The sequence below is a fragment of the Janibacter sp. Y6 genome (assembly GCF_040900765.1).
Lineage (GTDB): Bacteria > Actinomycetota > Actinomycetes > Actinomycetales > Dermatophilaceae > Marihabitans > Marihabitans melonis.
This window is the reverse complement of record NZ_JAKLYZ010000001.1, coordinates 776,230-788,596: the sequence shown is the minus strand read 5'-3', so window position 1 is coordinate 788,596 and position 12,367 is coordinate 776,230. Positions and strand designations below refer to the sequence as shown.

The window sequence follows — 12,367 nt, the reverse complement described above, 5'->3', positions numbered from 1 at the left end:
TCCGGGCAACCGGTTATGCCGAGGGCGCACCCCGCGGCCGGGTCTGCTCGTGGGGCGCCGGCTCGGGTCGTCCGGCGACCATGACGAAGCTCTTGCGGCGGGTGAGGGCCGAGGCGGCCGTCGCCCCGAGGACGAGCAGGCCCAGCGCCCCGGGGACGGTGAGGAGGAGCACCCCGGCGGGGGTGGAGGTCCAGCTGTCCTGCGCGGGCGCCGTGTGGGTCGGCAGCCGGCCTGCGGGGTCGCGCAGGACGTCGACCCGGTCACCCACCCGCGGCACGAGGTAGGTCCGCGAGCCCCGGTCGACGAGGGTCGAGATGGCGTCCTGCGTCGACCCGTCGGCCAGCGCGACAGTGAGCAGCACGGGCCCCTGACCGCGACCGGGGTCGACGTCGACGACGGTGGCGGTCGTGCGCTGCGTCGCGAGCTCGCCGTAGAGCGACATCGTGGCGACGGCGGCGTAGACCGGCGCGGGCCAGAAGAAGAGGAGGACCATCCCGACGACGACCGCGGGGACGCGAGAGCTCACCTGCAGCGCGAGGGCGACGAGCAGCACGAGCCACAGGCCCACGACCAGCGGGTGGGGCACGCCGACGCCGAGCCACCCGCTGCGGAGGTCCGGGCGCAGCGCCGTCCACAGGCTGAGAGCGAAGGCGGCCGCCGTGAGCGCGACGAGGAGAGCGCGTCGTGACCAGCGCATCCCGGGGTGGTCCGGTGGTGGTGAGGTCATCGGCGCGACCTTAGCGACCCGCCGGGGCGGCCGCCATCGCCGGGCTGCGACGGGGGTTCAGGTCGTCAGCGCGAGGGCGAGGGTCGTCGCCGGCACGACGACGGCCACGCAGAGCAGACCGCCGCCGGCCAGGCGCCACGGCCGCCAGGTCACGCCGGCGGCGCGGCACCGGTCGAGCCACAGCAGGGTGGCCAGCGAGGCCCACGGCGTGACGAGGGGGCCCGCGTTCGCGCCGACGAGGACGGCGAGCAGACGGGCCGGCTCGCCCTGGGCGACCGGCTCGAGGGCGAGGTAGCCGGGCAGGTTGTTGACGGCGTTGGCGGTGAGCGCGCTGACCCCGGCGACCTGGAGCAGGTCGCCGGCGCCGGTGCCCCGGCCGGCGAGGTCGACGAGCGGGTCGAGCAGGCCGGCGCGGTGGGCGCCGGTCACCGCCACCATGAGCAGGCTGAAGCCGACGGTCATCGCCCACGGCAGACGCAGCGTGCGCACGGCCCCGGGAGCGCGCACCGCCGTGACCCCCGCGAGGACGAGCGCAGCAAGACCGGCGACGAGCCACGGCGCAGCCCCGAGCGCGAAGGCGGGCCCGATGACGAGGCAGGTCGCCCCGGCGACCCGGAGCAGGACGCGGTCGTGCGTGGCCGCCGGCGGGTCGACGACGTAGCGCGCCGAGAGCTCGCGCCGGTGCAGGAGCGCGACGAGGGCGAGGGTGAGCACGACGGCGACGAGCGCCGGCGCCGCGGCGAGCCGGACGTACCCGCCGTGGTCGACGCCCATCTGCTCCAGGCGGGGCAGGGCGAGGAGGTTGGTGAGGTTCGAGACCGGCAGGAGCAGCGACCCGGTGTTGGCCACCCACAGCGTCGTCAGCGCGAAGGCCCGCGGCGCCGCACCCACCTGCCGGGCGATCGTCAGCCCGACCGAGGTGAGCGGCACGGCGGTCGTGTCGAGCGAGAGGAAGACGGTGCACGCGACGGCGAGCGCGGAGAAGCCGAGCCACAGCAGCCACATCCGGTGCCGGCCCAGCCGCGCCATCGCGTGACCGGCGACGTCGAAGACGCCCGCACGGTCGCTCAGCTCGGCGACGGCAGAGATCGCGAGGAGGAAGGCGGCGACGGGCAGGGCCCGCCCGAGCGCCTCGGTGACGACGTCGAGCACGCTCAGTGCCCGGTGAGCCGGTCGAGCACGGGGGCGATCCGCGCGGGCGAGCCGGTGCGCCGCTCCTCGTGGTCGGCGAGCACGGCCGCGCGCAGACCGGCGTTGACCCCCAGCCAGCGCAGCGGCTCGGGCTCCCAGTCGGGGGAGCGGTGCCCCACCCACGGCAGCTCGGTGCGCGAGGTCGTCGCCCCGGTGACGAGCTCGGCGAGGGTGCGCCCCGCGAGATGGCTCGTCGCGACCCCGTCGCCGACGTACCCGCCGGCCCAGCCGACCCGCGCCGCCCGGTCGTAGCCGACGGACGGGTGCCAGTCGCGGGGGATGGCGAGCGGCCCGCCCCACGCGTGGGTGAAGTCGAGCTCGACCTGCGGCAGGAGCTGGCGAAGGGTGGTCCGCAGGGCCGCGAAGACCGCGTCGTCGTGGTCGAAGGAGGGGCGGATGCGCGAGCCGTAGTGGTAGGGCGCCCCCCGCCCGCCGAAGGCGATCCGGTCGTCGACGGTGCGCTGGCCGTAGACGACGAGGTGCCCGTGGTCGGCGAAGACCTCGCGGTCGGCCAGACCGACCTCGTCCCACTGCTGCGCCGTGAGCGGCGCGGTGGCGACCATGAGCGAGTAGACGGGCGCGAGCCGTCGACGCAGCCGGGGCAGCGTCGCCGTCCACGCCTCGGTGGCGCGCACGACGGTCCCGGCGGACAGCTCGCGCCCGTCGTCGAGCAGCAGCCGGTGCGTGCGCCCCTCGCGCACGACGTCGGCCACCCGCGCCTGCTCGACGACGACGCCGCCGCGCCGGCGCACGGCCGCGGCCAGCCCGTCGGCGAGACGGCGGGGGTGGACCCGGGCGCAGTGCGGGCTCGCGGTCGCGCCGAGCACGGTGCGACCGGGCCGGTCGGCCGCGGCGAGCCGCTCGAGCGCCTCGTCACGATCGAGCCAGCGGGTGCCGCCGCCCCACCGGGCGTCGGCCGCCACCTCCGAGCGGGCCCGCGCCTCCTGGGCCCGGCCCCGGGCGAGGACGAGGGTGCCGCCACGCACGTAACCGGCATCCACCCCTTCGTCCGCGGTCGTGCGACCGATCTCCTCGACGCTCTCGCGCAGCGCGGCGAGCATCGCGTGGGCGGCCGGTGCCCCGTGACGGGCGGCGAGGGCGTCGCCGGAGACGGGGAAGAGCGCGCTCACCCAGCCGCCGTTGCGCCCGCTCGCGCCGAAGCCGACGTGCTCGGCCTCGAGGACGACGACCTCGATGCCGGGCTGCTCGCGCAGCAGGTGGTACACGGTCCACAGACCCGTGTACCCGCCGCCGACGACCGCGACGTCGGCGTGCGCGGGCAGCTCCGGCGGGGCCGGGCTCGGCGCCGCGTCGTCCCACCACAGGGGGTGGACCACGGGGCTAGAGCAGCTTCTCGCCGGCGACGAGCACCGAGCGCAGGCGCTGCTCGATGTCGTCGAACTCGGCCGGCCCGATGGTGAGCGGCGGGCTGAGCTGGATGACGGGGTCGCCCCGGTCGTCGGCTCGGCAGTACAGGCCCGCCTCGAAGAGCGCCTTCGAGAGGTAGCCGCGCAGCAGGCGCTCGGACTCGGCCTCGTCGAAGGTCTCCTTCGTCGCCTTGTCCTTGACGAGCTCGATCCCGTAGAAGTACCCCTCGCCGCGCACGTCGCCGACCATCGGCAGGTCGAGCAGTCGCTCGAGGGTGCGGCGGAAGGTCGGGCCGTGCTCGCGCACGTGCTCGACGATCCCCTCGCGCTCGAAGATGTCGAGGTTCTCCATCGCGACCGCGGCGGCGACGGGGTGCCCGCCGAAGGTGTAGCCATGGGCGAAGGACGCGGTGCCGTGCTTGAAGGGCTCGAAGAGGCGCTCGCTGGCGATCATCGCGCCCATCGGCGCGTAGCCGGAGGTCAGCCCCTTCGCGCACGTGATGATGTCGGGCTGGTAGCCGAACTGCTCGGCGCCGAACATCGACCCGACCCGTCCGAAGGCGCAGATGACCTCGTCGGAGACGAGCAGGACGTCGTAGGTGTCGCAGATCTCGCGGACACGCTCGAAGTACCCGGGCGGGGGAGGGAAGCACCCGCCGGCGTTCTGGACCGGCTCGAGGAAGACGGCGGCGACGGAGTCGGGGCCCTCGGTCTCGATGGCGACGGCGATCTGGTCGGCGGCCCAGCGGCCGAAGGCCTTCTCGTCCTCGCTGTAGACGTCGGGGGCGCGGTAGAAGTTCGTGTTCGGCACCTTGTGGGCCCCGGGCACGAGCGGCTCGAACATCTCCTTGAGCGGGGGGATGCCGGTGATCGACAGGGCGCCGTGCGGGGTGCCGTGGTAGGCGACCGAGCGCGAGATGACCTTGTGCTTGCCCGGCTTGCCGGTGAGCTTGAAGTACTGCTTGGCGAGCTTCCACGCGGACTCGACGGCCTCGCCGCCGCCGGAGGTGAAGAAGACGCGCTCGAGGTCGCCCGGGGCCATCCGGGCGAGCCGCTCGGCCAGCTCGATCGCGGCCGGGTGGGCGTAGGACCACAGCGGGAAGAAGGCGAGCTGCTCGGCCTGCTTCGCGGCGGCCTGGGCGAGCTCGGCCCGGCCGTGGCCGACCTGGACGACGAAGAGCCCGGCGAGCCCGTCGATGTACTCGCGCCCGCGGTCGTCCCAGATGCGGTGGCCCTCGCCGCGCACGATGACCGGCACCTCGCCGCCCTCCTCGAGCACGGAGTGGCGGGTGAAGTGCATCCACAGGTGGTCGCGGGCGGCGTCGGCGTGCCGGCTGCCCGACCGGGTCGTCATCGGCCCGGTCTGCGGGGTGGTGGTCATGCTGCTCCTGTCGCGGGGCTCATCGCGTGCCCCAGTCGTAGTGCTGCTTGTCGAGACGCAGGTAGACGAAGGTCTCGGTGCTGCGGACGCCGGGGATGGTGCGCAGCCGGGTGGTGAGCAGCTCGAGGAGCTGCTCGTCGTCCTCGCAGACCATCTCGACGAGGACGTCGAAGCTGCCGGCCGTCGTCACGACGTAGGCGGCCTCGGGCATCGCGGCGATCTGCTCGGTGACCGGGCGCAGGTCGCCCTCGACGGTGAGCCCGATCATCGCCTGGCGGGTGAAGCCGACCTGGAGGGGATCGGTGACGGCGACGATCTGCATGACGCCGGCCTCGAGCATCTTCGTGGCCCGCTGCCGCACCGCGGCCTCGGACAGACCCACCTCGCGGGCGATGGTCGCGTAGGACTGGCGGCCGTCGACCTGGAGGTGCTCGATGATCTGCTTGCTCACCTCGTCGAGCCGCACCCGTCCCCGGGGCTCTGACGCGTCGGGCGAAGGGGTGGCCATGCGCCCCATCGTGCGCCCAGATGATCGCTCTGACAAGCCTGCTTCGACGATATCCGTACGAAACATGGGTGTGATCAGAAGTTTTCGCACCTTCTTAACCATGGGTCTGTCGAGATCGACATCTGCCGTCTATCGTCTGTCTCACCCATCCCCCTTCGCAAAGGACGCACCAGTGACCGAGACCCGGACCCTGCGCAACTTCGTCGGCGGCGAGTACGTCGACACCGAGAGCGAGGGCAGGACCGACCTGGTCAGCCCGGCGACCGGTGAGGTCGTCGCGTCCGCGCCCGTCTCCGGCCAGGCGGACGTCGACGCCGCCTACGCCAGTGCCGCCACCGCGTTCGAGGAGTGGGGCCAGACCACCCCGGGGGAGAGGCAGACCGCGTTGCTGCGGTTCGCCGACGCCCTCGAGGCCCGGGCCCAGGAGTTCGTCGAGCTGGAGGCCGAGAACACCGGCAAGCCCTTCGCGCTCACCGCCAGCGAGGAGGTGCCGGTCATGTGCGACCAGCTGCGCTTCTTCGCCGGCGCGGCCCGGGTCCTCGAGGGCAAGGCGTCCGCGGAGTACATGCGTGGTCACACGAGCTGGATCCGGCGCGAGCCGATCGGCGTCGTCGGCCAGGTGACCCCGTGGAACTACCCGATGATGATGGCCGCCTGGAAGATCGGGCCGGCCCTCGCCGCGGGCAACACCATCGTGCTCAAGCCGAGCGACACGACCCCCGAGACCACCCTGCTCATGGCCGAGATCGCCGCAGAGCACATGCCCGCGGGCGTCTTCAACGTCATCACCGGCGACCGCGAGACCGGTCGGATGCTCGTCGAGCACACGACCCCGGGTCTCGTGGCGATCACCGGCTCCGTGCGCGCCGGAGTCGAGGTCGCGGCCTCGGCCGCGCGCAACCTCACCCGCGCGCACCTCGAGCTCGGTGGCAAGGCCCCGGTCGTCGTCTTCGACGACGCCGACATCGAGGCCGCGGTCGAGGGCATCGGCACCGCCGGGTACTTCAACGCCGGCCAGGACTGCACCGCCGCGACCCGCGTGCTGTGCACCCCCGGCATCCACGACGACTTCGTCGCCGCGCTCGCCGACTTCGCCCGCACGCAGGCCAAGGTCGGCCGGCCCGACGACGAGGACGCGCTGCTCGGCCCGGTGAACAACGCCGACCAGCTCGCGAAGGTCTCCGGCTTCCTCGAGCGCCTGCCCGACCACGCCTCGCTCGACGCGGGCGGCACCCGCCTCACCGAGCTCGGGGGCGGCTTCTACCTCAGCCCCGCCGTCGTGTCGAACCTGCGCCAGGACGACGAGGCCGTGCAGCAGGAGATCTTCGGCCCCGTCATCACCGTCCAGCGGGTCGCCGACGAGGACGAGGCCGTGCGCTGGGCCAACGACGTCGAGTACGGCCTGGCCTCCTCCGTGTGGACCCGCGACTTCGGTCGCGCCATGCGGATGAGCAAGCGGCTCGACTTCGGCTGCGTGTGGATCAACACCCACATCCCGCTCGTCGCCGAGATGCCGCACGGCGGCTTCAAGAAGTCCGGGTACGGCAAGGACCTGTCGATGTACGGCTTCGAGGACTACACCCGGATCAAGCACGTCATGGCCAACATCGACAGCTGAGCCGGGCACCCCTTCGCCGCCGGCCGGTGCACCCGGCCGGCGGCACCCCTCCACCCCGACGACCGCCCGCGGTCCCGTCCCGTGAAGAAGGCCACCATGACGCCTCTGCGGCCCCCCTCCGACCCGATGACCGCCGCGCTCGTGCGGGCCGCGCAGGCCTCGCAGCGCTCACGGCTGACGCGTCGCTCGGTCCTCACCGGCGGTCTGCTCGGCGGCGCGGCGCTCGCCGCCGCCGGGTGCGCACCGCCGCCCCCGCCGTCGGCCGAGGACGGCACGGTCGCGCTCGACCTGCCCGACGACCTCTCCGACGAGGAGAAGGTCGTGCGGTGGGCGAACTGGACGGCCTACCTCGACATGGACGACGACGGCAAGCGCTACCCGACGCTCGACGCCTTCAAGAAGAAGACGGGCATCTCGGTGACCTACACCGAGGACATCGACGACAACGACACGTACTTCAACAAGATCGCCCCGCAGCTGCGCGCCGGTCAGGACATCAAGCGCGACATCTTCACCTTCACCGACTGGATGGCCAACCGGATCATCCGCGAGGGGCTGTGCCAGCCGCTCGAGCTCATCCAGATGCGCAACGCGGGCAACCTCCTCGAACCGCTGCGCGAGGTGAGCTTCGACCCGGGCCGGCAGAACTCGCTGACCTGGCAGTCCGGCTTCGCCGGGATCGGCTACCACAAGAAGAAGGTCGGCCGGGAGCTGAAGTCGCTCGAGGACCTGTGGGCCGAGGACCTCAAGGGCCGGATCTCGGTGCTCTCGGAGTTCCGCGACACCGTCGGTCTCATCCTGCTCCAGCAGGGCGTCGACATCGACCAGGGGATCACCAAGGAGCAGTTCGAGACCGCCGTCGCCGAGGTCGACAAGCGCGTCACCGACGGCTACATCCGTCGGATCAAGGGCAACGCCTACCTCAACGACCTCAAGAGCGGCAACGCGATCGCCGGCATCGTGTGGAGCGGCGACCTCTTCGTCCTGAGGGCCGAGACCGAGGACGACAACTGGGAGTTCGTCATCCCCGAGTCCGGCGGCACGCTGTGGAGCGACAACATGATGGTGCCGATCACCTCGACGCACCGCCGCAACGCCCAGCGGGTCATGGACTACTACTACGACCCGAAGGTGGCCGCCGAGGTCGCCGCGTGGGTCAACTACATATGCCCCGTCGAGGGCGCCCGTGAGGAGATGGAGAAGATCGACCCCGAGCTGGCGACGTCGCCCTTCATCTTCCCCGGGGCGGACTACATCCGCGACAACAACGTCCAGGGCTTCGCCGCGCTGTCGGCGCAGGACGACGCCGAGTTCAGCGACATCTGGTCGCGGACGGTGGGCAACTGATGGCCCGCCGCTCCGGCTCCGGCTTCCGCGAGGCGCACGGCGACCTCGAGCTCGAGTCGGTGACGAAGTCCTTCGGCGACTTCACCGCCGTCGACGACCTCGACCTCACCATCCCGCGCGGGTCCTTCTTCGCCCTCCTCGGCCCCTCGGGCTGCGGCAAGACGACGACCCTGCGCATGGTCGCCGGGCTCGAGCAGCCGACCTCCGGTCGGGTCCTCATCGGCGAGACCGACCTCACCGGGTCGCGCCCCTACGAGCGCCCGGTCAACACCGTCTTCCAGAGCTACGCGCTCTTCCCGCACCTCAGCGTGCGCGACAACGTCGCCTTCGGCCCGCAGCGGCGCGGCGAGAAGGACGCGCGGACGAAAGCCGACGAGGCGCTCGAGCTCGTGCAGATGGGCCACCTCGCCGGGCGCAAGCCGACCCAGCTCTCCGGTGGTCAGCAGCAGCGCGTGGCGCTCGCCCGGGCCCTCGTCAACCGACCCGAGGTGCTCCTGCTCGACGAGCCGCTCGGCGCGCTCGACCTCAAGCTGCGCCGCGAGATGCAGGTCGAGCTCAAGCGCATCCAGACCGAGGTCGGGCTCACCTTCGTCCACGTCACCCACGACCAGGAGGAGGCCATGACGATGGCCGACACCGTGGCCGTGATGAACCAGGGCCGGATCGAGCAGATGGGCCACCCCGAGGCGCTCTACGACCTGCCGCGCACCGCCTTCGTCTCGACCTTCCTCGGCCAGTCCAACATCGGGGCCGGCCGGGTCGTCGACCGCGACGGCGACTTCGAGGTGCTCGAGGTCGCGGGCACCCGGGTCAAGGTGCACCGGGAGCGCTCCGGCGGCGAGGGCGACGACGTCCTCTTCGGGGTGCGCCCCGAGAAGGTGACGATCCACGAGCACCGCCCCGACGGCGCCGGCAGCGACGTGCGCGCCGTCGTCCAGGACGTCTCCTTCACCGGTGTCGCGACGCAGTACCTCGTCGAGGTGCCGAGCGGCTCCGTGTGGTCGGTCTACGAGCAGAACCTCGACGTCGAGCGCAACACGATCCGCCGCGGCGACGAGGTCTGGCTGTCGTGGAAGGACGCGCACGCCTTCGCCGTGCCCGCCGACGCGCAGGCCGCCGAGGCCGGTCGGGTCGCCGCGGGGGAGCCGGCGTGAGCATCGCCCACGGTCTGGGCGCCGCCGCCGGGACCGGCGGTGACGGGGCCGACCACGCGAAGGGCGGGCGCCGCTCGAGCCGGACGGCCTACCTGCTCCTCCTGCCGGGCGTGCTGTGGCTCGTCGTCTTCTTCGTCGTGCCGCTCGTCCAGCTCTTCACCGTCTCGCTGCAGAGCGACTTCCCGGGCTACCCGGGGTACTACTACCGCGACGTCAACCTCGGCAACTACGTCGACGCCTTCGTCGAGTTCTGGCCGCACATGGTGCGCTCGCTGCTCTTCGGCGGGCTCGCGACCTTCTTCGCCTTCGTCCTGGCCTACCCGCTCGCCTACGCGATGGCCTTCAAGGCCGGGCGGTGGCGGGGCGTCATGCTCATCTGCGTCGTCGCGCCCTTCTTCACGAGCTTCATCCTGCGCACGATCGCGTGGCGCCAGATCCTCTCCGACGAGGGGCCGGTCGCGAGCACGCTGCGCACCCTGCACCTGCTGCCCGGCGGTCACATCACCGAGACCTGGGTCGCCGTCGTCGCCGGTCTGACGTACAACTTCCTGCCCTTCATGGTGCTGCCGATCTACGCCTCGCTCGAGCGCGCCGATCCGCGGGTCATCGAGGCCGGCGGCGACCTCTACGCGAACGGCTTCACGACCTTCCGCACGGTCACCCTGCCGATGTCGCTGCCCGGCGTCCTCGCCGGCACGCTGCTCACCTTCATCCCCGCGGCGGGCGACTACGTCAACGCCGAGCTGCTCGGCTCCGACCGCAGCACGAAGATGGTCGGCAACGTCATCGAGAGCCAGTTCTTCCGGGTGCCCGGCGGCTTCGACACGGCGGCCGCGCTGTCCTTCACCCTCATGGCGATCATCCTCGCCCTCGTCTTCGTCTACGTCCGCCGCTTCGGGACCGAGGAGCTGCTGTGAGCGCCACGTCCACCCCCTTCGTGCGCCGGGCCCGCTTCTGGGTCGGCGAGCGCTTCGCGATGATCGCGGCGCTGCTCGTGCTCTTCTACCTCTTCCTGCCCGTGCTCTACACCTTCGTCTTTTCCTTCAACGACTACAAGAAGTCGAACATCACGTGGAACTCCGAGGCGGGGCCGACGCTCAAGCACTGGCAGAACCCGTGCGGTGCGCCCGGGGTGTGCGAGTCGCTCGTGAAGTCGATCCAGATCGGCGCGATCGCGACGCTCGTCGCCACGGTCCTCGGCACGATGATCGCCTTCGCCCTCGTGCGGCACCGGTTCCGCGGGCGCGGCACCGGCAACTTCCTCGTCTTCATCCCCATGGCGACACCGGAGATCGTCCTCGGCGCGAGCCTGCTGACGATCTTCGTCCAGGGCTTCTCGCGGGTGGGGCTGCAGCTCGGCTTCTGGACGATCGTCATCGCCCACATCATGTTCTGCGTGAGCTTCGTCGTCGTCACTGTCAAGGCCCGGCTGCAGAGCCTCGACCCCCGGCTCGAGGAGGCGGCACAGGACCTCTACGCCGGGCCCGGCGGGACGTTCTGGAGGGTGACCTTCCCGCTGGTCCTGCCGGGCATCGTCGGCGCCGCGCTCCTCGCCTTCAGCCTGTCCTTCGACGACTTCATCATCACCAACTTCGTGTCCGGCGACGAGACGACCTTCCCGAAGTTCGTCTACGTCAGCTATCTGCGCGGCATCCCCGCGCAGGCCAACGTCATCGGCTTCTCGATGTTCGTCATCGCGGTGCTGCTCGTCGTCCTCGCGCAGGTCGTCGGCACCCGCCGCAAGAGCGCCTGAGCCGCGCGCGAGCGCGGCGGGCGGAGGAGGAGATCCCGTGCGAGTGCTCATGATCGGTGCCGGGGGCGTCGGCGACGCCGCGGCGAAGATCGCCGTCGACCGCGACTACTTCGAGCGGTGGGTGGTCGCGGACTACTCGCTCGAGCGCGCCGAGGCGACCGTGGCCGCGGCGAGCGGGCGAAGGGAGGGCGAGTCCCGTCTCGTGGCCGCCCAGGTCGACGCCTCCGACCCCGGGGCGGTCGCGGCGCTCGCGCGCGAGCACGGGGCGACCCACGTCTTCAACGCCGTCGACCCGCGCTTCGTCATGCCGATCTTCACGGGGGCGCTCGCCGCTGGGGCGGACTACCTGGACATGGCGATGTCGCTGTCGCGGCCGCACCCGGAGCGCCCGTACGAGGAGGTCGGGGTCAAGCTCGGCGACGAGCAGCTCGCCCAGGCGGGGGAGTGGGAGTCGGCGGGCCGGCTCGCGCTCGTCGGGATGGGCGTCGAGCCCGGGCTGTCCGACGTCTTCGCCCGGTACGCCGCCGACGAGCTCTTCTCCTCGATCGACGAGCTCGGCACCCGCGACGGGGCGAACCTCGTCGTTCGCGACGCGGAGGGGCGCGAGGTCTTCGCGCCCGGCTTCTCGATGTGGACGATCATCGAGGAGTGCCTCAACCCGCCGGTCGTGTGGGAGCGGGAGCGGGCGCAAGCCGCCGGCGGCGACGTCGAGGCGGGCTTCTTCACGCTGCCCCCCTTCGCCGAGCCCGAGGTCTTCGACTTCCCCGAGGGGATCGGCCCGGTCGAGTGCGTCCACGTCGAGCACGAGGAGGTGCTCCTCATGCCGCGGTGGGTCGACGCGCAGCGGGTGACCTTCAAGTACGGGCTCGGCGCCGAGATGATCGCCATGCTGCGCCAGCTGCACGCCCTCGGGCTCGACTCGACGCAGCCGGTCGACGTGGGGGGCGTGCAGGTCAGCCCCCGCGACGTCGTCGCCGCGGTGCTGCCCGACCCCGCGAGCATCGGCCCGCGGATGGAGGGCAAGACGTGCGCCGGGCTGTCCGTCACGGGCACCGGCACCGACGGCCAGCCGCGCGCGGTGTACCTCTACCACGTCGTCGACAACGCCGACTCGATGCGCGACTTCGACGCCCAGTGCGTCGTGTGGCAGACCGCGATCAACCCCGTCGTCGCCCTCGAGCTCCTCGCGACGGGGGAGTGGTCCGGCACCGGTGTGCTCGGTCCGGAGGCCTTCCCCGCGCGCCCCTTCCTCGACCTCCTCGCCGCCCCCGCGCCCGCCGGGTACGGCTCGGCCTGGGGGATGGAGGAGCGATGAGCGCGG

Annotated in this window: 11 protein-coding genes; 6 read left to right on the top strand and 5 right to left on the bottom strand. The window is 72.2% G+C overall.

From position 1 onward, the window contains the following. Positions 1–13: 13 nt before the first annotated feature. The 5 genes from L6241_RS03620 to L6241_RS03600 are packed head-to-tail and all read right to left on the bottom strand — an operon-like array spanning position 14 to position 5,174. Positions 14–727, bottom strand: coding sequence for a hypothetical protein (locus L6241_RS03620; RefSeq protein ID WP_368244887.1), 714 nt, complete (start codon positions 725–727; stop codon positions 14–16). A gap of 57 nt (positions 728–784) precedes the next feature. Continuing rightward, positions 785–1,879, bottom strand: a complete 1,095-nt coding sequence (locus tag L6241_RS03615; protein WP_368244886.1) for an SLC13 family permease — start codon at positions 1,877–1,879, stop codon at positions 785–787. 2 nt (positions 1,880–1,881) lie between these two features. Continuing rightward, the gene (locus tag L6241_RS03610) at positions 1,882–3,255 is read right to left on the bottom strand and encodes an NAD(P)/FAD-dependent oxidoreductase (protein WP_368244884.1); all 1,374 of its coding nucleotides are present in this window, start codon (positions 3,253–3,255) and stop codon (positions 1,882–1,884) included. 4 nt (positions 3,256–3,259) lie between these two features. After that, on the bottom strand, positions 3,260–4,666 hold the full coding sequence (locus L6241_RS03605) for an aspartate aminotransferase family protein (RefSeq protein WP_191563104.1): 1,407 nt from the start codon (positions 4,664–4,666) through the stop codon (positions 3,260–3,262). 19 nt (positions 4,667–4,685) lie between these two features. Further along, positions 4,686–5,174 (bottom strand): Lrp/AsnC family transcriptional regulator, encoded by a 489-nt coding sequence (locus L6241_RS03600; RefSeq protein ID WP_068274735.1) that lies wholly within the window; start codon positions 5,172–5,174, stop codon positions 4,686–4,688. Between the two features lie 172 nt (positions 5,175–5,346). Between L6241_RS03600 and L6241_RS03595 the strand changes: the two genes are divergently transcribed. The 6 genes from L6241_RS03595 to L6241_RS03570 all read left to right on the top strand — a co-directional run bounded on the left by L6241_RS03595 (position 5,347) and on the right by L6241_RS03570 (position 12,361). Beyond that, complete coding sequence (locus tag L6241_RS03595; RefSeq protein WP_191563105.1) at positions 5,347–6,792, top strand: gamma-aminobutyraldehyde dehydrogenase; 1,446 nt, start codon at positions 5,347–5,349, stop codon at positions 6,790–6,792. Between the two features lie 96 nt (positions 6,793–6,888). Further along, positions 6,889–8,139, top strand: coding sequence for a PotD/PotF family extracellular solute-binding protein (locus L6241_RS03590; RefSeq protein ID WP_368244882.1), 1,251 nt, complete (start codon positions 6,889–6,891; stop codon positions 8,137–8,139). After that, positions 8,139–9,293, top strand: a complete 1,155-nt coding sequence (locus L6241_RS03585; protein WP_354586886.1) for an ABC transporter ATP-binding protein — start codon at positions 8,139–8,141, stop codon at positions 9,291–9,293. The genes L6241_RS03590 and L6241_RS03585 overlap by 1 nt, the downstream gene beginning before the upstream one ends. Continuing rightward, positions 9,290–10,210: an ABC transporter permease gene (locus tag L6241_RS03580; protein ID WP_368244880.1), complete on the top strand. Its 921-nt coding sequence runs from the start codon at positions 9,290–9,292 to the stop codon at positions 10,208–10,210. The genes L6241_RS03585 and L6241_RS03580 overlap by 4 nt, the downstream gene beginning before the upstream one ends. A gap of 59 nt (positions 10,211–10,269) precedes the next feature. Further along, positions 10,270–11,046: an ABC transporter permease gene (locus L6241_RS03575; RefSeq protein ID WP_123092875.1), complete on the top strand. Its 777-nt coding sequence runs from the start codon at positions 10,270–10,272 to the stop codon at positions 11,044–11,046. A gap of 37 nt (positions 11,047–11,083) precedes the next feature. Further along, on the top strand, positions 11,084–12,361 hold the full coding sequence (locus L6241_RS03570; RefSeq protein WP_368244878.1) for a saccharopine dehydrogenase family protein: 1,278 nt from the start codon (positions 11,084–11,086) through the stop codon (positions 12,359–12,361). Positions 12,362–12,367: the final 6 nt, after the last annotated feature.